The organism is Robertmurraya sp. FSL W8-0741 (assembly GCF_038004005.1).
Classification (GTDB): Bacteria; Bacillota; Bacilli; order Bacillales; family Cytobacillaceae; genus Robertmurraya; species Robertmurraya siralis.
In genome coordinates, this window is record NZ_JBBOQG010000001.1 from 3,928,208 (window position 1) to 3,950,726 (window position 22,519).

17 protein-coding genes and 1 pseudogene are annotated in these 22,519 nt (G+C 36.8%); 7 read left to right on the top strand and 11 right to left on the bottom strand.

Going from position 1 to position 22,519, the window contains the following annotated elements; all coding sequences use genetic code 11:
- Positions 1 to 160 precede the first annotated feature (160 nt).
- Positions 161 to 1,240, bottom strand: coding sequence for an extracellular solute-binding protein (locus NST02_RS19180; protein WP_095309443.1), 1,080 nt, complete (start codon positions 1,238 to 1,240; stop codon positions 161 to 163).
- A gap of 253 nt (positions 1,241 to 1,493) precedes the next feature.
- A complete protein-coding gene (locus NST02_RS19185; protein WP_235879446.1) occupies positions 1,494 to 2,708 on the bottom strand; it encodes an ROK family transcriptional regulator in 1,215 nt (404 codons plus the stop codon).
- Between the two features lie 321 nt (positions 2,709 to 3,029).
- On the opposite strand from NST02_RS19185, the gene NST02_RS19190 reads away from it, so the two are divergent.
- The 3 genes from NST02_RS19190 to NST02_RS19200 all read left to right on the top strand — a co-directional run bounded on the left by NST02_RS19190 (position 3,030) and on the right by NST02_RS19200 (position 6,900).
- Complete coding sequence (locus NST02_RS19190) at positions 3,030 to 5,534, top strand: NEW3 domain-containing protein (protein ID WP_340949594.1); 2,505 nt, start codon at positions 3,030 to 3,032, stop codon at positions 5,532 to 5,534.
- Positions 5,535 to 5,740: 206 nt separating this feature from the next.
- On the top strand, positions 5,741 to 6,031 hold the full coding sequence (locus tag NST02_RS19195) for a helix-turn-helix domain-containing protein (protein WP_170211413.1): 291 nt from the start codon (positions 5,741 to 5,743) through the stop codon (positions 6,029 to 6,031).
- On the top strand, positions 6,028 to 6,900 hold the full coding sequence (locus NST02_RS19200) for an IS3 family transposase (RefSeq protein WP_340949595.1): 873 nt from the start codon (positions 6,028 to 6,030) through the stop codon (positions 6,898 to 6,900). Before NST02_RS19195 ends, NST02_RS19200 begins: the two co-directional genes overlap by 4 nt.
- A 100-nt stretch (positions 6,901 to 7,000) precedes the next feature.
- Here the strand turns inward: NST02_RS19200 and NST02_RS19205 are convergent.
- From NST02_RS19205 to NST02_RS19220, 4 genes and pseudogenes are all read right to left on the bottom strand, one after another.
- A pseudogene (locus tag NST02_RS19205) lies at positions 7,001 to 8,608 on the bottom strand (beta-glucoside-specific PTS transporter subunit IIABC); the annotation flags it as partial.
- 179 nt (positions 8,609 to 8,787) lie between these two features.
- Positions 8,788 to 9,702, bottom strand: coding sequence for an exonuclease domain-containing protein (locus NST02_RS19210; RefSeq protein WP_235879512.1), 915 nt, complete (start codon positions 9,700 to 9,702; stop codon positions 8,788 to 8,790).
- A 393-nt stretch (positions 9,703 to 10,095) separates the two neighbouring features.
- Positions 10,096 to 10,962, bottom strand: coding sequence for a DUF3298 domain-containing protein (locus NST02_RS19215; protein ID WP_095309408.1), 867 nt, complete (start codon positions 10,960 to 10,962; stop codon positions 10,096 to 10,098).
- Entirely contained in the window at positions 10,959 to 11,423 is a 465-nt protein-coding gene (locus NST02_RS19220; RefSeq protein WP_340950030.1) for a sigma-70 family RNA polymerase sigma factor, read from the bottom strand. The genes NST02_RS19215 and NST02_RS19220 overlap by 4 nt, the downstream gene beginning before the upstream one ends.
- A 452-nt stretch (positions 11,424 to 11,875) precedes the next feature.
- Between NST02_RS19220 and NST02_RS19225 the strand changes: the two genes are divergently transcribed.
- The 3 genes from NST02_RS19225 to NST02_RS19235 all read left to right on the top strand — a co-directional run bounded on the left by NST02_RS19225 (position 11,876) and on the right by NST02_RS19235 (position 15,205).
- Positions 11,876 to 13,639 (top strand): methyl-accepting chemotaxis protein, encoded by a 1,764-nt coding sequence (locus NST02_RS19225; RefSeq protein ID WP_306428709.1) that lies wholly within the window; start codon positions 11,876 to 11,878, stop codon positions 13,637 to 13,639.
- A gap of 169 nt (positions 13,640 to 13,808) precedes the next feature.
- Complete coding sequence (locus NST02_RS19230) at positions 13,809 to 14,438, top strand: response regulator transcription factor (RefSeq protein WP_095309404.1); 630 nt, start codon at positions 13,809 to 13,811, stop codon at positions 14,436 to 14,438.
- A 47-nt stretch (positions 14,439 to 14,485) separates the two neighbouring features.
- Positions 14,486 to 15,205 (top strand): EAL domain-containing protein, encoded by a 720-nt coding sequence (locus tag NST02_RS19235; RefSeq protein WP_212933902.1) that lies wholly within the window; start codon positions 14,486 to 14,488, stop codon positions 15,203 to 15,205.
- A 325-nt stretch (positions 15,206 to 15,530) separates the two neighbouring features.
- Here the strand turns inward: NST02_RS19235 and NST02_RS19240 are convergent, their stop codons facing one another.
- Positions 15,531 to 16,181: a YdeI/OmpD-associated family protein gene (locus NST02_RS19240; RefSeq protein ID WP_137744159.1), complete on the bottom strand. Its 651-nt coding sequence runs from the start codon at positions 16,179 to 16,181 to the stop codon at positions 15,531 to 15,533.
- A 319-nt stretch (positions 16,182 to 16,500) separates the two neighbouring features.
- Between NST02_RS19240 and NST02_RS19245 the strand changes: the two genes are divergently transcribed.
- A complete protein-coding gene (locus NST02_RS19245; protein WP_340949596.1) occupies positions 16,501 to 16,896 on the top strand; it encodes a nuclear transport factor 2 family protein in 396 nt (131 codons plus the stop codon).
- 50 nt (positions 16,897 to 16,946) lie between these two features.
- On the opposite strand, the gene NST02_RS19250 is transcribed toward NST02_RS19245, so the two are convergent.
- From NST02_RS19250 to NST02_RS19265, 4 genes are all read right to left on the bottom strand, one after another.
- Entirely contained in the window at positions 16,947 to 17,801 is an 855-nt protein-coding gene (locus NST02_RS19250) for an ABC transporter permease (RefSeq protein WP_212933900.1), read from the bottom strand.
- A complete protein-coding gene (locus tag NST02_RS19255) occupies positions 17,798 to 18,712 on the bottom strand; it encodes an ABC transporter ATP-binding protein (protein WP_137744146.1) in 915 nt (304 codons plus the stop codon). Before NST02_RS19255 ends, NST02_RS19250 begins: the two co-directional genes overlap by 4 nt.
- Positions 18,713 to 19,483: 771 nt before the next feature.
- Positions 19,484 to 21,556, bottom strand: a complete 2,073-nt coding sequence (locus NST02_RS19260) for a cation:proton antiporter (RefSeq protein WP_340949597.1) — start codon at positions 21,554 to 21,556, stop codon at positions 19,484 to 19,486.
- 420 nt (positions 21,557 to 21,976) lie between these two features.
- Positions 21,977 to 22,516: an RNA polymerase sigma factor gene (locus NST02_RS19265; RefSeq protein ID WP_235879511.1), complete on the bottom strand. Its 540-nt coding sequence runs from the start codon at positions 22,514 to 22,516 to the stop codon at positions 21,977 to 21,979.
- Positions 22,517 to 22,519: the final 3 nt, after the last annotated feature.

Genomic DNA, 22,519 nt, shown 5'->3' on the forward strand with positions numbered 1-22,519 from the left:
TTACTAGAACATCTTGTGTGCAATCGTTGTAAAAATGTTTTCTTCAAGGAAAAAATTTTTTGTCATTAATCTTGCAGCGATCGCTTGATTAAAATCAGTAAAATTCATAAAAAGGGCAAAGGAAATTTCTTCACCCTTTTTAAAAGGAACCACAGTTCGCTTAGTTCTTACCTTTTATATTTTCATCCCAATATTGCATCCATTCTGCCTCTTTTTCGGACATAACTTCCCAGTCAAGCTCTAAAGATTTCAACTCAAGTTCTTGATACCAATCAGGCATTGCAGATTTATCAATATCAGTACGAGTTGGAATTTGATATAAATCCTCTGCTAACGTTGTCCGTGTTTCTGGCTCAAACAAGAACTCATAAAATAACTTTGCATTTTCAAGATTTTTTGCATCTTTGACTAGACCAACTGCATCAACTAAAATAGGTGCACCACTTTGAGGATAGATGTAATCAAACGGCTGATTATGCTGGTTCTTTTGAATAAGGATATCTTGAAGATTCCAAAGAGAAATTGAGCCTTCTTGACGAGCAAGCTTCAAATATAAATTTGTTGGATCTTGTGCATACTCCTTCGTGTTGGCATCTAATTTTTTAAGCCATTCATAACCTGCTTCAGGATTATCAGCACCTTGCTCATGAATCATCGCTGAGTAAATGGTTCTCATCGTTCCGGACGCTAATACACCACGAATGATGAGCTGGTCATCCCACTTTGGATCTAATAAATCATCCCAATCCTGTGGAGCTTCCTCTTTGGAAAGCATATCTGAGTTGTACATGATAACTTCCGGTAGAAGCATCTCGCCATACCAACGGCCTTCTGCATCCTTATGTTCTGCTAGAATACTAGCATCGAAGCTTGGCTTAAATGGTTCTAATAAATCTTCGTTTGCTGCAGTCATAAAGGCAGATTGAGTACCACCCCACCAAAAGTCAGCCTGTGGATTTGCCTTTTCACCACGTACACGCTCAAGAATCTCCTGTGCTCCCATCGTTAAGACGTCAACTCTTACATCAGGGTATTTCGCATTAAACATCTCAACAACTTGATCAACGATCGTCTGATCCCGCGCTGTATAAATAACAAGATTTCCACTCGCAGATTCTTCTGCATCCCCACCTTGATTATTCGATGGAGATTCTTCACCTGAAGAACCGCTTGAACATGCAGAAACAAACAACATCATCAACCCCAGTAAAAGAACTAAAAAACTCTTCTTTTTAAACATTTGAATCCCCCTAGCTTCTTTATTTATTCTTGAAGTAGATCAATAATCTACTAAGAACCATTTTTATACATAGCTTTGTTAGATGTCAGTGTTGTTTTTGGGCCCATTTCCGTCTGAATCATGAAACGAAAGGAGAAAACGAGTCGTGGAATCAGAGTACCCTTCAGTTCTAAAAAAGGACGTGAAACCAAGATTTCATATAAGATGAGCCCAAAATTTTGGTTTAACAAGGAATAAATAGGAGACACGGATGTCACAAGTTAGGTGCATTTAAAATACTGTCATATTCTCTTAAAAACAGAGAGATTGCTCCTAATACTCCTGCATTTTCGCCAAGCTCTGATTGATGTATTCCCACTGAACTAGGTAAGTATGGCTGCACAATTTTTTGCAATCTTGGAAGAATGAAGTCAGCCGATTTCATTACTCCCCCATCTAAAATTACAACCTCAGGATTTAAAAGAGATGCGGCATTAATAATTCCATAAGCTAAATGTTCTATTGCATTCTCAACAATTTTTAATGCTACCTTGTCTCCATCCGAAGCTAACAGAAAAGCTTGTTTACCTGTCAACTCAGAAGCAATCGCCTCTTTATATAAAGGGTGGTTGCGCTCTTCCCTGATTGCCATTGTTAATTTCTCACCGATGGCTTTTCCACCTGCAACACTTTCCAGATAACCATATCGATGAAAAATTGGTTTAAACTCTTTTTTCATATCATTCTTGTCTGTTACTAAATAACCTATTTCACCGGCGGCATAAGACGCCCCTCGGTACAGTTGGTTATGAATGATAATGCCACTACCTATTCCAGTTCCGACAGCGATGAACAGAATGTTCTCCTTTTTCTGAGCACTTCCCAACCATTGTTCTCCAAGAACGGCAACGTTAACGTCGTTATCAACATAGACTGGGAAGGAAAAATATCTCTCAGACTCTGTCAAAAACGGATAACGAATCCAGTTTAAACTTGGTGCCTCAAGCACTACCCCAGTTTCCGTTTCAACTATCCCCGGTACGCCAACTCCCATTCCTAGCACCAACTCTTCTGCTATTTGGCTTTGCTGGAGCATGTCAAAAACTTCCGTATAAAGCATTCTCATTAATTGCTTTAGATGCTTCTTTGTACTGAATGTCCTTGAACAGATAATATTCCCAGTCAAATCGGAGATAGCTGCTTTTACTTTCGTACCGCCAATATCTACTCCAACTACATACGCGGCTTTTTCATTAAAATAAAGCTGTATCGGTCTTCTTCCACCTTGTGAAGAGGACTCTCCTATCCCTCTTTCATGTATCCAATTCTCTTGAACTAATTCATCCACAAGAATGGAAACTGTCGGTTTGCTAAAATTTAGCTTTCCTGCTATTTCAGCTCTAGAAATAGGTTGATAGGTTCTTATACATTGCAAAACAAGTTTTTTGTTAAAAAGTTTTGATTGTTCATTTGGAGATTTTCTAATCACAGATATCACAGCCCTACATTTGTTAGTTAGTTAGCCTAATTAATTTATATAATAAAATGAAAGTGTTTACAATATTTAATTTAAAAAATTTAGATTATTTTGAATCAGAAATTAAAGTAACCATGAATTTAGCCCTTGTTCTATCTACCTACTTTTTGTGTCAAATAGTCATTTAGTAATGTTTACAATATTCTGAATAATTATATAATATGACTTGAGAGTATAATTTATTCTTATTAGTTAGTTAATTTTACTAACTAAAATAATAAAGAAAGGAGTATTGAAGAATACTTATCCTAATTATGAAAGGGGTTTCTCTCATTGAAAAAACTTAGTTATTTAATTGTGACCATTCTGTTTTTTGCCTCTCTTTTGCCTCCGATTAGTTTTGCACAAACTAAAAATGAGCCTGATGTTGAACTGTGGAATGCTGTCAAACCGCTTGATACAACAGTTTCATTCTTAAATACAGGAGCGCATCCAGATGATGAGCGCAGCGATCTGCTTGCCTATTTATCACGAGGCTTAGGAGTCAAAACAGCTAGCCTCATTGCCAACAGAGGAGAAGGTGGTCAAAATGCCATCGGGAATGAGCTAGGAAATGCCCTCGGGATCATTCGCTCCAACGAGATGATTGAAGCTGCTAAAGTTAATGGAGTTAAAGCCTACCATCTAAGTGAAACAACATCAGATCCTATCTACGATTTTGGCTTTTCTAAATCACCCGATGAAACACTCGAAAAATGGGGTGAAGAACTAACCTATGAGCGTTTAATCAAATTTATTAGAATTTACCAACCGGACATTGTTATGCCTTCTTTCCTAAATGTCGACAGTCAACACGGACACCATAGAGCCATAACTGTTTTATCACAAAAAGCTTTTGAAGATGCTGCAGATCCAGAAGTTTTTCCTGAGCACTTTAAAGAGGGATTACATCCTTGGCAAATCAAGAAACTTTACCTGCCTGCGTCATCAGCCGATTCTGCCACCACTTCGATCGAAATTGGAGACTACGACCCTATTTATGGGATGAGCTACCCTCAGCTCGGTGAAGCTTCACGCTATTTACACAAGAGCCAAGGAATGGGCAATGATATTCCAGTCGCTCCAAGACAGGCGCATTTAGATTTAGTCAAGTCGGCCGTACAATCCTCTTCCAAAGAAATTTTTGCAGGAATTCCATACGATTTCCACGAATGGGCACAAATAATTCCTGCAAATAACGTTCAAAAGCGCCTCAATGCATTGCAGGATAAACTGGAGGAGATGATCAGCCTATACCCTAAACGCGAAGCAATTTTACCGAAATCTCAAAATGCTTTAAAAGAAGTTAAAAAAATAATATCTCTTATTAAATCAAGCACCTTGAATAGCAGTGTTAAAAATGATTTAATCCATAAACTTGAAGTAAAAGCTGAGCAACTTCAAGAATTAAGCTTTATTTCTTCCAACCTCTCAGTAGAGATTGGGATCGATTCATATGTGTTAACACAAGGAGAAAAAACAAAAGTACAAGTAACTGTTTCAAATAAAGGAAAAACAAAGATTCAACATATCAAAACAGCTCTGATTACCCCTAAGGATTGGCGACATGAAAAACCTTCAGAACTCAAACATCTGAAGCCTGGGGAGTCAAAAACAGTTACTTATAATGTGACCGTTCCTAAGAAAGCCGAATATTTCCACCCCTACGACGAGGCCGTGCTACAGGCTCAAATTTCATTTAAAGAAAACGGGGTCGAAACAAGTAAAAGTCTTGATTTGAATAATACAGTCAGTGTTCTTCCTGATTTAAGTGTAACTGCCACACCTGCCAATATAACCGTGAACACAGCAGACGTACAAGATAAAATACCTGTAAATGTAAAAGTCAAAAACTATGCAAAAGAAAAGAAGAGTGCAAAGGTTTCATTAAATCTGCCAGATGGTTGGGCAAGTCAGCCTGCAGTAGCAAATGTCTCCCTAACAGAACGATTTGAGGAAAAGGATGTTGCCTTTACATTAATACCTCCTTCAAACGTAGATGAGGGAAGTTTTACAATTGAAACAATTGCTGTTGCAGAGGGAAAAATCTACAATGCAACTGTTCAGGAGATTAAATATGAGCATATTAAAGACTCGTACTTCCTCTATCCAGCAGCAATCAATGGCGTGGCATTCGAACTGTTAAAGCCAGACCATCTAAAAATTGGTTATATTGAAAGCGGGTTTGATACTATCGCCGACTCACTAATAAATGCCGGATTTGATATTACCAAACTAACTTCCGATGATTTAGCTACTAGTGATCTTAGTCAATACGATACAATTGTTACTGGAATTCGGGTAACTCTCGCTAGAGAAGACTTTTTACAACATAACGAGCGATTACTGGAATACGTAGAAAATGGCGGTCATTTAGTCGTCCAATACATGACTTCTGGCGACCCTTGGAATTCCGTTTTGACACCTCCATACCCATTAACAATCGGAAGCCCATCAATTCGTTGGCGAGTTACCGACGAAAATGCTGAAGTAACAATGACGCAACCAGAACACCCATTATTTAATTTTCCTAATAAAATTACAAGCAATGACTGGGATAACTGGGTTCAAGAAAGAGGTCTCTACTTCCCAATGGCATGGGATGACCGTTACGAAACCTTTGTTTCGATGGCTGATCCGAATGAAGAGCCCTTTACAAGCGGAATTCTCATGGCGAATTATGGTAAAGGGACCTACCTTTATACGAGCCTTGTTTTCTATCGGCAAATTGATGCCCAAGTCCCAGGAGGATATCGAATCTTTACCAATTTATTAAGCTTTGGCGCTTATAACAACTAAATTTCAGCGCTGAATATGAAAACCGGGCAAAACGCCCGGTCTTTTTTTGTTTTGATGACATCCACGAATACTAAATGAAGCTCTTTTCTGGATATCGGTCTTTAAAATGTTATTGTCCCTATATAGTAGACAGTTTTAGAAAAACAGTCACTCTCGAATTCATGATATAGTGGTTGTACAGGGTTATAGAGAGAGGAATGATTGAGATGGAGAAGAGAAAATATCCGTTTGATGTAAAAAAGCAAATAGTTGAGTTATATTTGGAGGGACATTCTTCTGCTGAATTGGCCAAGAAGTATGACATTAGTAATTATAAAAGGATTAATGAATGGGTTCGCAAGGTAAGAGAAGGTGGATTTAAGGCTCTTGAAGATACAAGAGGACGTAAAAGCAAAGGAAAAAGGATGATGAAAGAAGCTACTTTAGAAGAAAAATATGAAAAACTGAAACTGGAGAATGAATACTTAAAAAAGTTGTTGGATCTGAAAAGGGGGTGAATGATAAGGAAGCACAATTTGCATTTATACACGCACATTCAACGACCTACCCCGTTCAAAAGTTAGTGGAGCTAACAGAGGTTTCACGTTCAGGCTACTACAAGTGGTTGAAGCGACGTGCGGAAAAGGTACAGGATACAAAAGATGAAGGGCTTTTGCCTTATATCATTAAAATTTTTCAAGACCATCGTGGAACCTACGGTAGAAAGCGAATCAAACTAGCCTTAAAGGAAGAGTATGATTTAGTGGTAAACGAAAAAAGAATATCCAGAATCATGCGCAGGTATGGCCTATACTGTAGAATCCGAAAAAAACGATTCAGAAACCAGAAGCAACCACACGGTACTATTCCTAACGTTTTAAATCGCCATTTTAAGGCCATCAAACCAGGGAAAAAATTCGTGATCGATATCACCTACATAGAGGTTAAGAAAGGGGCTCAAAAGTGGATGTATGTGTGTGCGATTAAAGATTTATTTAACGGGGAAATCGCATGTTATTCTATTGGCCAGAGCCAGGATATGGAGCTCGTTTTTCGGGCATTGAATGAATTAAAAAAGAAAGGGTTTGAAAAAGGAGCCATTCTACACAGTGATCAAGGCATCCAATTTACAAACCCAATCTACATCAAGCGATTAGAAAAGATGGGAATTACCCAATCCATGTCCCGCAGAGGCAACTGCTGGGACAACGCTTGTATCGAAAACTTCTTTGGCCACTTAAAGGGTGAAATGTACCACTTCACACAACCACAAACAGCTGTTGAAGTCATCGATGCCGTAGCTGACTATATAAACTATTATAACCATAAACGGATTCAAACAAAACTAAAAACGAGCCCTGTTAATTATCGATTAAAATCAGCTTAATGACTGTTTTTATAAATGTCTACTTGACAGGTGCATGTTCAAAAAAGTATTTCGGTCTTTATTTCATTTTATCGGTCTAGGCATGATATTCGTCTACAAGTCAGTCACTTTCGCTATTGAAAAGTTTCAGACTCAATAGAGTCTCTTGTTCCTTTACAGAGTTATTCTTTGTAGCATTAACTTCCGTATAATTGGAAGAGTTTGTCACAATGATAGGTGTGACTACCTGATAGCCAGCTTTCTTGATTTCTTCAATATCGAACTCAACAAGTAAATCTCCCTTTTTGACTTGATCCCCCTGTTTAACATGAGAGACAAAATGCTTTCCTTCTAACTGAACCGTATCGATACCAACATGAATTAATATCTCTGCACCACTATCTGAAACGAGGCCGATTGCATGCTTCGTTTTAAAAGCAACAGTTACCGTTCCATTAACTGGAGAAACAACTCTTCCTGATGTTGGCTCAATTGCAACTCCTTTGCCCATTGCCTCTGAAGCAAATGCAGAATCCGGAACATCAGTTAAGTCAACTACCTTACCTTCAAGAGGACTTGCAATCTCCTCATCACTCTTTTCTTTGCTTACATTCGAATCCTCAGACGCCTCAGTTTCTTCAATAGGATCTTCAAAGCCTAAAATATACGTTAAAGTAGCTGACACTAAGAACGCTGCTACGATACCAAGAACAAGCCCTAAAAATCCTTCTCCTCCAGGTCCATAGAATATCGGTAATGTTAAAAGTCCAGGTGCACCAGATGCGAATGCCTGAGTTCCAGCCTGTCCAATAATTGCTCCTCCGACAGCGCCACCAATAATCCCAGCAATAAATGGTTTTTTCAGACGTAACGTTACCCCGTAAATGGCAGGCTCTGTGATTCCAAATAAAGCTGTAACAGTTGCAGAACCTGCTAGTGCTTTCAATTTTTTATTCTTAGTTTTTAGAAAAACACCAAACGTTGCACCTGTCTGGGCAAATACTGAGGCTGCTGATGATGGTTTAATTCCATCTCTACCGTATACGGCAACATTATTAATGAAGACAGGAACGAGTCCCCAGTGAACACCAAAAATAACCAACAACTGCCAACTTGCACCTAAAATAGCACCTGCTAATAATGGGCTGAATGAAAATACAGCTAATAGTCCATCTGCAATTGCATTACCGACATTTACACCAATTGGACCAAATACAATTAACGTTAACGGAACCATTACCACAAGAGAAAGTAGCGGGGTAATAAAGTTCTTGACGCTTTCATGGATAAAACGATTACATAGTTTTTCAAACTTACTCATCACAAAGACTGCGAGGATAATTGGAATAACTGTAGATGAATAACTCATCATTGTTACCGGAATTCCGAAAAATGTAGTCGCCACTTCTTCTGCATTTAGCGCAATTACTGAAGGGTAAAGCAATGCTCCCGCAATTGTAACGGCAGTGAAGATATTTCCTTCAAACTTTCTTGCGGTCGTTACTGCGAGTAAAACAGGCAAGAAATAGAACAGACTATCTGCTGTAGCTGCTAGAATGATATATGTCGTATCTGTTGCTTCTAACCAACCAAAGTTTGAAGCGATTAATAATAATCCTTTTAAAATCCCCGCACCTGCCATTACGCCCAGTAAAGGAGCAAAAATACTTGAGATTATATCCACTGCTCGGCCAAAAATATTCCCCTTGCTCTCACCACTTGAATCTTCTGCATTTAAGTCGATTACTACCGAGGCAAAATAAAAACCTGAACCAATTTGAACACACTTGTAGTGTAAGCAAATTAGATCAGGTTATGCCCATACGGTAACATTCCATAACTATTCATCTTGATATTTTTAGTTTAGCAGTGCTTAATTGTGAAGTCAATTTCTCATCTATTAAGAAATTACAGCATTCTCATAAAATCCTCTTCACTAATAATTTTCAAATTTTTGCCCTCTCGAATCATTGATTCTGCTCTTTTTAACTTTGAAGACTTGTTTCCCTTTATCATAGCTTCTTTAAAGTCGCCAAGTAGGATGTAATTTGTTGTTGAAGTGATATTATTTTGTGGGATCCCACCACGTGCAGCTAGTAGTTCTGCTGCCTTCTTTCTCGATAGGAATTTAAGTTTACCTGTAAACACCATATTTTTCCCGAAGAAAGGATGATTAGGATCAGTGTCTGTTGCTATCTTAATTTTTTTAAAATCCACTCGTTCAGGATATTTATCAACAAAAGAAGAACGATAGTTACTTTGCACGATTTCCCCTGGCCTTATTTTAGTCTTTCCATATAACTCTTCTAAATTAGTAATTTGAAAGTCGGTAGTTAATTTCAACATTACGTAAGCACATGCTTTAGCATCATCTAATGCGTGATGATGATTGGTTAATTCAATTCCTAAGCGATTGCATAATGAGTTTAATTGATATGATGGTAAACCGGGAATTATCCTTCTTGAGAGCTGATATGTACATAGAAACTGATGATAAGCGGACTTTATCTCATATCTAATTAAATTGTCACGCAATGCATATCCGTCAAATGAAAGATTATGAGCAACCATCATTTTATTTTCGATTCTATTTTTAATAGAATTGTAAAAATAGTCAAATGTGGGAGCTTCTTTAACATCTTCTTTATTGATCCCATGGATAGAAATGTTGAAATCATCGAATTCTTCCTCTGGATTGATGAGCTGATACAGCGAATCTTCTATTTTCCCATTTTTCACGAAAACCATACCTACAGAACAGATACTATGTCGATTTCTGTTGGCAGTCTCAAAATCAAAAGCCACAAAATCACGAATGATCATGCACCACCTATTTAAGCAAAAGCTTCATTTTCTAAAAACTACGTTCAAAATTACTCTTGTATCCTGCCTTTTATTTTAATTTCCATTATTCGAACGCATTTCTACCTTTTTAGTATAAAACAAATTGAGAATAGAATTCTAATATTTTATCGTTTGCGGATATTTTATTGCTTTTTTCTTAAAAGCTATCTGTTGCGCATTTTGTGTGAAATCAAGGTTTCACCCGCCTTCTTTGTTATCCTAAAAAGGGACTCTAACTCTACGAAGCGATGCGAAAAAACAAGTTTGCTCTATCGTTCGATTGACAAAAATGCTCACGAACATATACCCCTTCTTAAAAACAATTGGGAAAGTCCTTTGCACATAAATAATTACGGACTTTCCCAATAAATTCTATTTTAAATATTCATTACTTACCAAGACGGATTGAATTTGCTTGGTTGGAACGATAAATTCCACCGGGCCCATATACCCTGGTGCCACTTCATATTCATTAAAGGCAATGACAAGCTGATGGTCTTTATTAATGTAAAAATTTTGCTCTTTGTTTATATTGGTGAACGCACCAGCTTCACTTGAGTCCACCCAATATATTTTCGTTGAATCTTTTTTCATCTGTTCGTGCATTTGCTGTTTAATATATTCACTAATTATGTGTATATAGCTATCATCCTTAAATAGACTCGGCAAGGTAATTAGCAATTGTTTTTCTTTATCAATCGTATCATAGCTTTTCGTTACCATAGAGGAACCTCTTGTTTCCTCAACATAGCGACCTATTGATAAAAGTTGCTTTGTCTCCATTATTATCTCAAATCCACTCTCTATTTGAAGATGACCTTCCCTATCGAATACTTTTTCAGTTTCAAGTTCAGCCATAAAATTTTCATAAAGCTCACGACTTTCTCCGATATACTTATCATTTAACCCTTTTTCCAACTGTTTATTTTCCATTTCCACTTCCGGTATATCAATTGTCACTTGATAATTTCCTTCATCTACTTTATATTCCGTTACAGTTAACACCTTGACAATATTTCCAAGGACAGGGATTTCCTCTAACGATTTTGCAATAGCTGGATTAATGTTTACGGTTGTTGTAAAAATCATTAACACAGCAGCCACTGCCATCGCCAACCGTAAAGAAGTTTTTCTAGCCTGTCTTTTCTTCAGCACACGTTGAATAGATATATCTAACTCTTCCGGAATAGGAATATGATCATATTGCTCTTTCAAACGTTCCAATTTATGACGACTCATTCTACTCTCTCCCCTTGATTTTCTACTTCCAATTGGATCTTTAAAATTTTTAATGCTTTGTATAAGCGAGTTTTGACTGTATTCACGTTAAGTCCTAACACATCAGCCACCTCTTCAATCTTTAAATCTTCAAAATAACGAAGGACAACAACACTTCGATAATCTGGTGACAATTCATTCAACGCATGTTGTAGGTCAATATCCTCATAGTGATCCATATGGCTTCCGAGGTTCTGTTGCATCGTGAATTCATCAACAACAGTCATTTTTTGACGGCGCCTGAGAAAATCTAACGATGTATTGACGACAATTTTATAAAACCAACTTTTTATCGCGGTCTCATCTTTTAAAGTTTTAGCTCGAATCGCTTTTTGAACAGAATCCTGTACAATATCTAGTGCATCATCCTGATTATGGACATAGCTATACGCGAGGCGATAAAATTGTTCCTTATGTTTCATTACGTAGTCAGCAATGACTTTTTCCTGCCTAGGCGTCCTCCTTAACACATAACACATCTCCTTGTTTCTTCTCGTTAGCTAACGGTGTTTTCATTTAATAGACGCATTCCCTATAAGAAAAAGTTTTAGCAAATTGGGGCATTTATAAATCTTCTTTCTTATACCATGACAAAAACCAACATTTTTCTCGCAATTCCCATTCAATTTAATAGTCTAAAAGAACTATTTAAATTATAGTATTATATACCCATTAATCGTCTAATTATTTAAAAACAAGGACAAAACACTTACAAATATCCTCATATTTGGGCATTAATGCTTATTAAAAATTCACATTTAATATAGAGAGAAAGCATTGGAAATTGTCGAAACATGCTATATCATTTTTAACTAGATTGAATATTGTCAATAAACCCTAGGACCATACACTCATAAAAAGGAAAGTGATGTTAATGAAGATGAACTTTGTTACAGATTTCTTCACTAAAACGATTAAAAGGAAGTTAATAACCGTTTCCATTCTTTTATTATCGATCCCCTTGATCGTATTAGGCATTATTAGCTATCAAAAAAGTAGCAGCAGTTTAGATGAAATCGGAAAAACAAATTTAAGAAATAGTGTTGAACAAACACTCGAATTAATCGATGCTCTAAATGACCAAGTGAAAAATGGAAGCCTTCCATTAGAGGATGCCCAAGAACGGGTAAAAATAGCGATTTTAGGTGAAAAGCAAGCTGATGGAACGCGTCCAATTAACGATAGTATCTATTTAGGTGAAAATGGCTATTTATTTATTGCTGACAGCAAAGGCACTGTCGTCGCCCATCCCTCTGTCGAAGGAAACAATTCTTGGGATAGTGAAGATATACATGGCAATAAATATGCCCAAGAATATATTGAAAAAGGGTTAAATGGTGGAGGATTTACTTATTACTTTTACCCGCTCCCACAAAATGAAGATGCAATCGAAGAAAAAGTAACATACTCAGAGGCCTATCCGGAATGGGATTGGATTGTCGTTTCCAGTACATATTTATCTGACTTTAACGAACCTGCAGATGAAATATTAACATTAAATATGATTGTTATTGGAGTGTCTCTCATTATCGGAATCTTAATCATTTGGCTCTTTACGAATCAATTAACAAACCCGATCAGGAAAGTAACAGACCATATGCTCCATATTGGGGATGGCGATTTAACGCTCGAACAATTGCATATTACTGCAAATGACGAAACAGGAAAGCTTGCCAATGGTATAAATGAGTTACAAAGAAAATTAAAAGAGATTATCCAAAATATCTCTATCGCCTCCCAATCGTTGTCAGGTCACAGCGAAGAGCTGACACAGTCTGCCAATGAGGTGCAAGTGGGTACTGACCAAATCGCAAAAGCGATGGAAGAAATTGCCGCTGGAACCGAATCACAAGCACATCATGCAAGCTCACTTTCCAATACGATGGGAACCTATGTGGAAAGTATCGATGAAGCTAATGAAAATGGGTTGAAAATTTACCAATCCTCAAATGAAGTCTTAAAATTAACCGATGATGGCTCCCAATTGATGTCCCAATCTGTTAAGCAGATGAGTAATATCGATCAGCTCGTGCAAGACTCCGTATCAAAGGTACAGCAATTAGCAACTCAATCGAATGAAATTTCAAAACTAGTAACAGTCATCAGCGATGTCGCAGAGCAAACCAATTTATTAGCACTCAACGCGGCAATTGAAGCGGCTCGGGCTGGGGAACAAGGAAAAGGATTTGCAGTCGTGGCCGATGAAGTAAGAAAACTAGCTGAACAAGCAGCAAATTCGGTCAGTGAAATTACAGAAATCGTGGATAACATTCAAACCGACACCTCTGAAGTTGTCCACTCTTTACAAAGTGGGTATATAGAAGTAGAAAAAGGTACGAAACAAATTACGACAACTGGAGAAACATTTGAAAAAATCAATGATGCGGTTAAAACGGTAGTTACAAATGCTCAAACCGTCCGTGACAATTTAACCATGATCAAGTCGACAAGCGTTGAGATGAATACTTCAATAGAAGAGATTGCATCTATTTCTCAAGAGTCAGCAGCAAGTGTAGAACAAACTTCAGCTTCTGCGCAGCAAACAAGCAGTTCAATGGAAGAAGTTGCATCAAGCTCGGATGAACTTTCAAAATTAGCAGAAGAATTGAATGCTTTAATAAGAAGATTTCAAACGTAATTAACTTGAGGGTAGTAAAGAAATATAGTTCTTTACTACCCTTTCCTCGGTAATACGGTAACAGAGTATATGAATCTTAAAATTTATACTACAATAAAATGATGATAAAGGGAGTGTAATTATGAACTATTTTCCTTGATCTCCAATAGCTTATTAGGAGTGTGTGGTCATGACCGTAACAATTGTTAAAAAACCTTCTTTAATTACAGATATACTTATTTACATCATTCAGGATCACTTTCCAAACTTTATTTTAAAAATATATGACCCCCATTTTCTAGAGATGCTAATAAAAAATGAAAATATTACCGATATCATTTTAATTGATGTTGATATAGACAAGGATATAACCTTTCTTATCCAACACTACAAAAATTTGAATCGAAAGGTAATGATATGGACCGGAAGCATCTACAATTATAAATTAATCGATTTTTTTCGTTTAAACCTAGATGCCTATTTATATCACAAAATGGAGGAAGAAGAATTGATTAATGCCATTAAAATGGTATTAAAAGATGAAAAATATGTTCATCCTCAATTAGCATTTATTCTTTTAAATGATTATTATCAATTTGTTAATATTCAATTTAAAAAACCTGCTAAACTATTAACTACTCGGGAATGGGAAATCCTTGAACTATTAACTCAAGGGTATAAAAATGATGAAATTGCACAAAAATTATCCTTATCTGTAAAGACTGTTAAAAACCATGTTAATTCTATTTTAAAAAAACTAGGGGTTAAAGATCGAACAAACGCTGTTATTAAAGCTTTTAGACATAGATGGTTTTATTAGGGTAATTTTTTTTCACGGAATTTATCATAAATGATGAGGTGAAAAAAATGAAAAACAGCAATCAGTTGTCATTACATAATTTGAAAATCAAGCATTACATTCAACCTATTATCGATCTTTCCAATAATCACATAATTGGTTATGAGTTCTTGCTCCGTTCTGAAAACATAAACAACCCAGAATTACTATTTAAAAAAGCTTCTCAAACGAATCAACTATTTGAACTGGATATGAAATCGATCTTCCAAGCCATAGAGACAATAAATTCTCATTTTACATACTTTGAAAACATGCTACTATTTATTAATGTTTTTCCAACGACATTAATGGAAAGCAACTTCCTGCAAGGGTTATTAAACATCATCTCCAAAACGGTTATTAAGGCAAACTCCATCGTTTTGGAGATAAATGAATCCGCAAAAGGGATGAATATCGCGAAATTAAAAGAAACCGTAACCATTTATAAAAAGCACGGTTTTACCATTGCCCTTGATGATGTTGGCAAAGGTGATTCAACTGTGATGGCACTCCTTGAAGTTGAACCAGCAATCGCCAAGATTGATAAATATTTCTCTATTGATTTAGCAACTTCTGTAAAAAAACAAGAGATCATCAAACTTCTGTTACAGTTTCTTAAACGTGATACCACTGTTATTTTAGAAGGAGTTGAAACGATTGAGGATTTGATGATGGCGAAATCTTTGGGAGTTCCCTATGGCCAAGGGTATTATTTAGGCAAACCGCATCCTTTAATAACATCATCCTAAAAAGCGGTCTCATTATACAATACAGCTGCAAATATGAAAGCACAAACATTGTAAATACTAATTGTTTCAATAATTTCCCCTAGGTATTAAACAATCTGGAGCAAAAGGAATGATATTTCCTGTCATTTACCTATTGCTCCTCCTCTTTATAAAAAGAACGCCTTAAAATTTCCGTATAACTATCCCATTCTTTCATTAACATATGAATATCAATCATGTAAAAAGGAGTATACGAAAAATATCCAACTAAAATTATTATCATTTCATTCATGGCATGGAATAAAGAAAAAGATGTATTTTATTACCTTTCTATCAAAACTATAACCTACTTCTTCTTTTGCCGAAATAAATCAAAGGATTTATATCCCTGTGATAATATCTCGACCATTTGCTCCTGGCGTTTTTCCCGCGTCTTCTGTTGTTTGGCAGAGAAAATATAACGAGCCCAATCTCTTTGATAACCAGGTGTTAAACTCCGATAGAAATCCAGTTCAACAGGATGGTCCGTTAATAGCTTCTCAACGTCTTCAATTTTGTCCTCATAAGCGGCAACAGACTGACTCGCAGCCGGAGATTTTTTAGCTTTCTTTTTCTCACGCTTCAATCCAACAACTGTGAATACTTCATCCATACTCACCATCCTTGAAAACTTCATATCACTGTCATTTACATAGCCATCTTCCCCAACTTTCATTGCTGGAAAGATCTCATCTCTGTGGACAAATGTTTCATACTTTTTATTCCCTTTTTTTGGATAGGCAAAAAATAAATATCCTTTTTCTAGCAGCTGCTGCTCATTGATTATTTTCTGCGTATACTCAACCATTTCCTCAAGTGATTCGACAAAAATAAAGATCGCGTCATGCTCTCCAGAAAGCGCCGCCTTATTGTCAGTAAAAATATCATAATCACCTGGTTGATTTAAGACAGCCATATTTTTATATTTACTTAAATTCAATTTATCTTTAATCATCATATCGACTCCTTCTTGTTTTCTCATATATTCATTCACGTAATCATTTTCACAATCTTTAAAAGGTGTCCATCAACATTTTATCAAGTCCTTTTATTAAATCATACGATCCATAATTTCAACAATAGGCAAAATCGAGCATAACCCACTCACCCCTTTAATTCTTCCTTTCGTCAGCCTATCTCTTTCTACATAAATGAAAAGTGCTAGAACACCTGCTTTCAACAGCACGTAACATAAAACTTGCTTTACGAATTGACATTGCTGACCACATACCATAAACTTTCATTAATTTTAGTTATAAAGGAGTGGGAGTGATAAAATGAGTGCAGAACAAAAAAAACTAGAATCCTCTTACAAAGAAATAGCAGTCTCTTTTTTACAATTAGTTGCTGCTGGGAAAGTGCGAACAGCGTACGAGCAGTATATAAGCGCTAATTTCACTCACCACAATCCATATTTTTGCGGTGATGCTCCATCACTTATGCATGCAATGGAAGAAAGTTCAGCATCGGCACCTAACAAAAAATTCGAGATAAAACGGGTGATCGCAGAAGGAGAAATCGTTGCCGTGCATTCTCATGTACAGCAAGATTCAGAGGACATCGGAGGGGCAGTGGTACATATCTTTCGCTTTGACGGCGAGCAAATTGTTGAGTTATGGGATATAGGTCAAGCAATTCCAAAGGATTCACCTAATGAATACGGAATGTTCTAGAAGAACTGGTGGTACTGACTGGATCAAAGGGCAATCAGTACCATCGATAACTATCCTTTTTTCTTAGACATTTTCCATAAAGTTAATACAAAGAACATTAGCCCGATTATCAATAAATATAAAATACTATGCCACCATTGGACGGTAAATCCACCAATTTCAAATACAGAGCCCATCAATAAACGGAATTCCTCCATTGCCGCTGCCGGAGCACCATCAAAGACAAGTTGTTCGGATGGGCCCATCATGGTATCACGAAGCATCATAGCAGCATGGGAAGGTGGAAATATTTTTACAAGCCATTGTACTGCCTCAGGTAAACTACCAATGGGAATATAAATTCCCGTTAAAAAACCGATTAACGTTCCAATAATGGTTGCTGCAGCAGAAAAAGCATTGCTGCTTTTGAAAAAAGAGACAAAATAGTAAAGCATGAAGACAGAGAGGAAATCATATAAAATGATTATAGCCAATACTTTTGCTAAAGCAGACCAAGTAAGGAAATCCCCCCCATTTATGACAATATAAAGCTGTGCAAAAATCAGAGTGATCATTGTCAATAGCAAACTGATCACAAAACAGCTTAAAATATAGCTGCCAGCTAAACTACTTCTTTTAATAGGTGAAGCGAAGAAATCTTTATCAATCTTCAGTTTCCGATCCTCTACCATATTACTCAATGCACTTATTCCAGTCGTAATTGGCGCAATTGCGATGACACCTGCCATCAACCAAGAATCTATTAATGTTCCTGCTCCTTTTACACCACCGAAATTACTTTTCATCACATCTCCCAAAAATAATAAATACAATCCTATTACAATAAGTACACTCAATAGGGAGAAAAACACACCGGCCTTATCGCGAAAAAACATCAACAAATTCCGTTTCACTAAATGTCTCATTCTCTTAATCCTTTTCCTGTAATCGTGATAAACACATCATCCATCGTTCCTTTTACTACTTGAAAACCAATGATGTCTTCTTTGCATTGCTCTAAAATTGGCAAGGCTTCTATCGTCGCATTCAATTTTATCGTTAACGTATCCACTTTTCGTTCATATTCATATCCTTCCTTTTCCATCAAGGTAATTAATTTCTCTATATCAGAGCCATGAATCTCCAAATAGTCCGAACTATATTTTTCCTTCAGTTCTGATGGTGTTCCCTTTGCTACAACCTCACCATTATCAATCACAACAACATAGTCAGCTTGCGCGGCTTCCTCCATATAATGGGTGGTAAGAAAAACCGTCATCCCCGTTTCTCTTTGAATTTGACGAATCGTTTCCCAAACTCTCTGTCTTGTTTGAGGGTCAAGTCCCGTAGTCGGTTCATCTAATATTAGGATTTTCGGTTTGTTAATCAGTGCCCTTGCGATATCTGCCCTTCTTCTTTGTCCGCCAGATAACTTGCCATAGGGCTGATTTAGAAAACCCCGAACCTCTGTATAATCAATGGCATACTCCATTCTTTCTTTCAATTCCTGACCTGACAATCCATATAGACTGCCACGGCATATGAGATTTTCTTTCACTGTTAATAAATCGTCTAAAAGACTTGTTTGAAAGACAATTCCCAATTCAGAACGAATATCGCTATCATTCAAACCAAGCTGATGTTGATTGATGCTGACATGCCCTCCATCCGGCTTTAATAATGTGCTAAGAATATCAATCGTCGTAGATTTCCCAGCTCCATTCGGACCCAAAAAGGCGAATAGCGCCCCTTCTTCCACATAAAAATCAATTCCTTTAACCGCCTCAATCCTTCCATACGATTTCTTTAAGGCAGAAACTTCGATAATTTTCCCCATTGGCAATATGCTCCTCGCTCGTTAAAATAAAGAATTTTGAGGCTTGCTGAGTAAACCCGGATACTTCTTTAATATAGCACAAGATCAGGTCAGCAAATATAAATTTTATATAAATTAAGAATTTTTAGACACAAAGAAAAAAGGTGGGTCAGCCTATAACTACCTGCCTTATCCCGCCTGCTCATATTCAATTATTTGAAACAATTTTGACGCTTGCCACGGATCAACATTTTCTTGTTCTAACTTGCTGTTCACTTGTTCTCCCCATTAATGAAGACCGCTTGCCTTTCCGTTAACCCATGAATAATGCTCCTTGTGATATAACTATTAAATTGCCAACCATTATTCTAATTTCTTTCGTTAAAAAATGAAAACGTTTTATAACCGAATTCAAAATACCTGTAAAAATGGAGACATGCTACAATACCCTTAAATAGATAAAGGAGGAAAGCAAATGACAAAAAAAAATAACCCTGTTACGAATGCATTATTTATTGTGGGGTTATGATAATCCTTTTTAGTGCTGTATCAGGGTTACTACACGGGACAAGTCCCGACAACTATTTCTTTCTAGGAGAGCTGCAAAGTACTGTAGGCTGATCAATATTAGAAAATGGTCAAATCAACTGGATTGAGTTAGGTGGATTTAAACCAATTATTCATTCTGAAAAGAGTGAGCATCTCCTAAGCAGAAAATCATAATAAAAACTAAAAACGCAGGTGATTCATTTCCATGCTCCCTATCCGCTCTTCTTTGTTTGTATCCATTCATTATTCATAATCCTCATAGTCTTTTTTAAATAACATTTCCTTTGGAATTTCAATTCCTCTTGAACCTCTTATATCAACTTCCTTTTCTTCAGCTGGATAATAGACAATAAAACTCTGTTGATTGATTTTTGCCAAGCGTTTCGGCAGCACTTCCAGTTCAGGGTGCCACGCAATTGTTCCTTTTCTGGCACTCATAATGACAATTAGATCGTCCGGTTTAAACATCGAAACATACTCTGTTTGTAAGCTGTGCCAACTATATAATTTTATTAATTCAGTAGGTGGATCTGGCTTCGTCCTCTGTAAATATTTTTCATAGGTTTCGATAGAATCATTGATTACTAGAACGCAAAGGGAAGCACTTAATCGACTGGTCAATAATTTTATCCGAAACAAAGCTTCAATAAATCCAGGCTTATGATCGGCTCCATATGGAATGATTAAGATCATTCGCCTGGTTGTTTGAAGCGGCTGACTTAATTTTGAGACTAATATGGTTTGATTGGTTTGGTCGACAAAACGGTCAATAATACTTCCAAATAATTTATTTGATTTCCTTTCCGCATCCCAGCCAATCACAACCATATTAATTCTTTCTTCTGTAATCGCTCTTATAATCCCATTCGCAACATTATGTTCAACTCTCGTAATAGGACGAACTGGAATTTCAGCACCTGAGGCGTACATGACAGCGTGGTCCAACATCTTTTCTGCATGCGCAACTTCATTCTGTGCTGCCTTTATATCTTTTTGGACAACCGTAAGCGTATATAAAGGTTGGTCTGCTGTATTGGTCTGTTTCAATAAATTTGCCAAATCGATTAAAGACTCCATAGTCTGCGAATTTGCTAATGGAATGAGAATTCGCTCCGGCCCTTCGCTTCTTTCGCTAGGCTGCTGCTCCTCCTTTAATGCCAATTTCCTTCCGTATTTTTCAACTAAGTATGGGCCAACGATACATGTTAAAAGAATCATGATGATGACTGCGTTCACAGTGGCTTGATCAAGCAATCCCACCTCATAGCCAACCAATGTGGATGCAAGTGTTGCAGCAGCTTGCGGTATTGTTAAACCAACCATTACGTTCTGTTCTGTTTTTGAATAATTATAAATTCTCCTGATAATGAAGGGGGCAGATGCTTTCCCTATAATTACTGACACCACAATGGTAATTGTAATGATCCATGACCTCGGATCATGAAAGAGTACGCTTAAATCCATTAGCATCCCAACCGATAACAAAAAGAAGGGAATAAAGAGGGCATTGCCTAAGAAACGAATTCGGTTCATTAATGTTCCATGCTCAAGTACAAAACGATTCAGTGCCAAACCTGCCAAAAACGCTCCGATAATCGGTTGCATCCCAGCAACAATAGCTAAAAAACCTGAAGCAAAAAGTACTACCATTACATACGTAAAATTGGTTACTCCTTCATTATCTGCATTTCGAAAAAACCAGCTTGATAATTTTGGGATTCCCCACAAGATTAATGCCACAAAAACAACGAGAGAGATAATCATTTTTAGCCAAAAAATGAACGATAGCTGGCCTGCGGCTGCACCCGTAACGATTGCTAAAATTAATAAAGCGAACATATCCGTTAGCAGCGTCCCTCCAACCGCCGTTGTGACCGCTTTATTTTTGGCAATCCCGAATCTGCTTGCAATCGGATAAGCTAACAACGTGTGCGAGCCCAGAATAGATCCTAAAAGGATCGACGCTGTTAAACTATAGTCAAAAACAATTCCGACAGCCGTTCCTAAAATAAATGGAATCGTAAAAGAAAGTGTGCCAAAAAGAATACTTCGCCTCCGATATTTTTTAAATCCATCAATATCTAATTCCAGACCTGCAATAAAAATGATAAACAACAGGCCTATCGTCCCTAACAAAACAATTGTTTGATCCCTTTCTAACAAATGGAATCCATGTGGACCAATAATAACACCTGCTAAGATCGGACCAATGATACCTGGTATTTTCATTTTTTTCATCAATATTGGCGTGAAAAAGAAAATAACCATTGCCAAGGCAAATATCACTACAGGCTCATCGATCGGTAAATTAATCACAAAATCCCTCCTAAATTTTTTGGTGAAAGCCTTTAAGGTATTATCATTCATTTAGGTTAAGATTCAGCATATGACATTGTATGTACCTATTTGTTGATTATGATTGGAAATGGTGGGAAACGAAGTTAAGCGTGCAGTTCCATACTCCTCCTGATTTATTAGGCTTCATCGGCTTATGCTAGGTGTATAACCACTTCCAAACAACAGCGAAGTCCATAATTCCCTAAAGCAAAATAAAGGAAGTGGAGAAAACAAACCGTTTTTCTCCACTTCCTTTTGAATTATTCTTTGAGAGTTTGGGGAACTTAAAAATTTTGTTTATATCTGTAAGCTCACAGATCGGTTGAGAAAAACGGGTGAGCGGGAACGAAAAAACACCTTTTTTAATAACCGAAAGTTAGCCCCCTTTTTCAAGCTACGTTAATTAGCTACCATTTCCGTCAATTGTGGCTTTTCTTTTAATTGATTTCTTGCTCTTCTCATCCTTGTTTTCACTGTTGATATCGGTAATTTTTTTGCTGAGCTTATTTCTAATAACGAGTTATTCTTAAAATAATATAAAAGAATGGGCTCCCGATAAATGGTTGGCAACTCGTTTATTGTATCAAGCATTTCCTCCATTGAACATCTAGTTAACACATAATCCTCAGGCTCCGGGATTGAACACTCCATTTCATAATGAAAAACCTTTTCCTCCCAAAACTTTTGCACTGTTTTTTGTTTTCTCCAAAAATCACGGCATTTATTGACCGCAATCCTGTATATCCAGCTCTTGAAATTAGCCCGCGCCTCAAACTGCTCTAAATTTAAATAGGCTGAAATTAATACTTCCTGATATAAATCCTCTGCTAATTCCTTATTTTGTACTTGTTTATATATGAACCGAGATAAGGAGGAACCATTTTCTCTAATCCAGTCTTCAAATTTAAATCGCTTATTTTTTCCATCTACCATTTTCATTTT

Excerpts from the sequence above, each read along its gene's own strand:
- NST02_RS19195 (WP_170211413.1), top strand. The coding sequence starts at position 5,741 with ATGGAGAAGAGAAAATATCCGTTTGATGTAAAAAAGCAAATAGTTGAG.
- NST02_RS19220 (WP_340950030.1), bottom strand. The coding sequence starts at position 11,423 with ATGAAACATAAGGAACAATTTTATCGCCTCGCGTATAGCTATGTCCAT.
- NST02_RS19230 (WP_095309404.1), top strand. The coding sequence starts at position 13,809 with ATGACCGTAACAATTGTTAAAAAACCTTCTTTAATTACAGATATACTT.
- NST02_RS19225 (WP_306428709.1), top strand. The coding sequence starts at position 11,876 with ATGAAGATGAACTTTGTTACAGATTTCTTCACTAAAACGATTAAAAGG.
- NST02_RS19210 (WP_235879512.1), bottom strand. The coding sequence starts at position 9,702 with ATGATCATTCGTGATTTTGTGGCTTTTGATTTTGAGACTGCCAACAGA.
- NST02_RS19265 (WP_235879511.1), bottom strand. The coding sequence starts at position 22,516 with ATGAAAATGGTAGATGGAAAAAATAAGCGATTTAAATTTGAAGACTGG.
- NST02_RS19250 (WP_212933900.1), bottom strand. The coding sequence starts at position 17,801 with ATGAGACATTTAGTGAAACGGAATTTGTTGATGTTTTTTCGCGATAAG.
- NST02_RS19215 (WP_095309408.1), bottom strand. The coding sequence starts at position 10,962 with ATGAGTCGTCATAAATTGGAACGTTTGAAAGAGCAATATGATCATATT.
- NST02_RS19245 (WP_340949596.1), top strand. The coding sequence starts at position 16,501 with ATGAGTGCAGAACAAAAAAAACTAGAATCCTCTTACAAAGAAATAGCA.
- NST02_RS19235 (WP_212933902.1), top strand. The coding sequence starts at position 14,486 with ATGAAAAACAGCAATCAGTTGTCATTACATAATTTGAAAATCAAGCAT.
- NST02_RS19240 (WP_137744159.1), bottom strand. The coding sequence starts at position 16,181 with ATGATGATTAAAGATAAATTGAATTTAAGTAAATATAAAAATATGGCT.
- NST02_RS19180 (WP_095309443.1), bottom strand. The coding sequence starts at position 1,240 with ATGTTTAAAAAGAAGAGTTTTTTAGTTCTTTTACTGGGGTTGATGATG.
- NST02_RS19255 (WP_137744146.1), bottom strand. The coding sequence starts at position 18,712 with ATGGGGAAAATTATCGAAGTTTCTGCCTTAAAGAAATCGTATGGAAGG.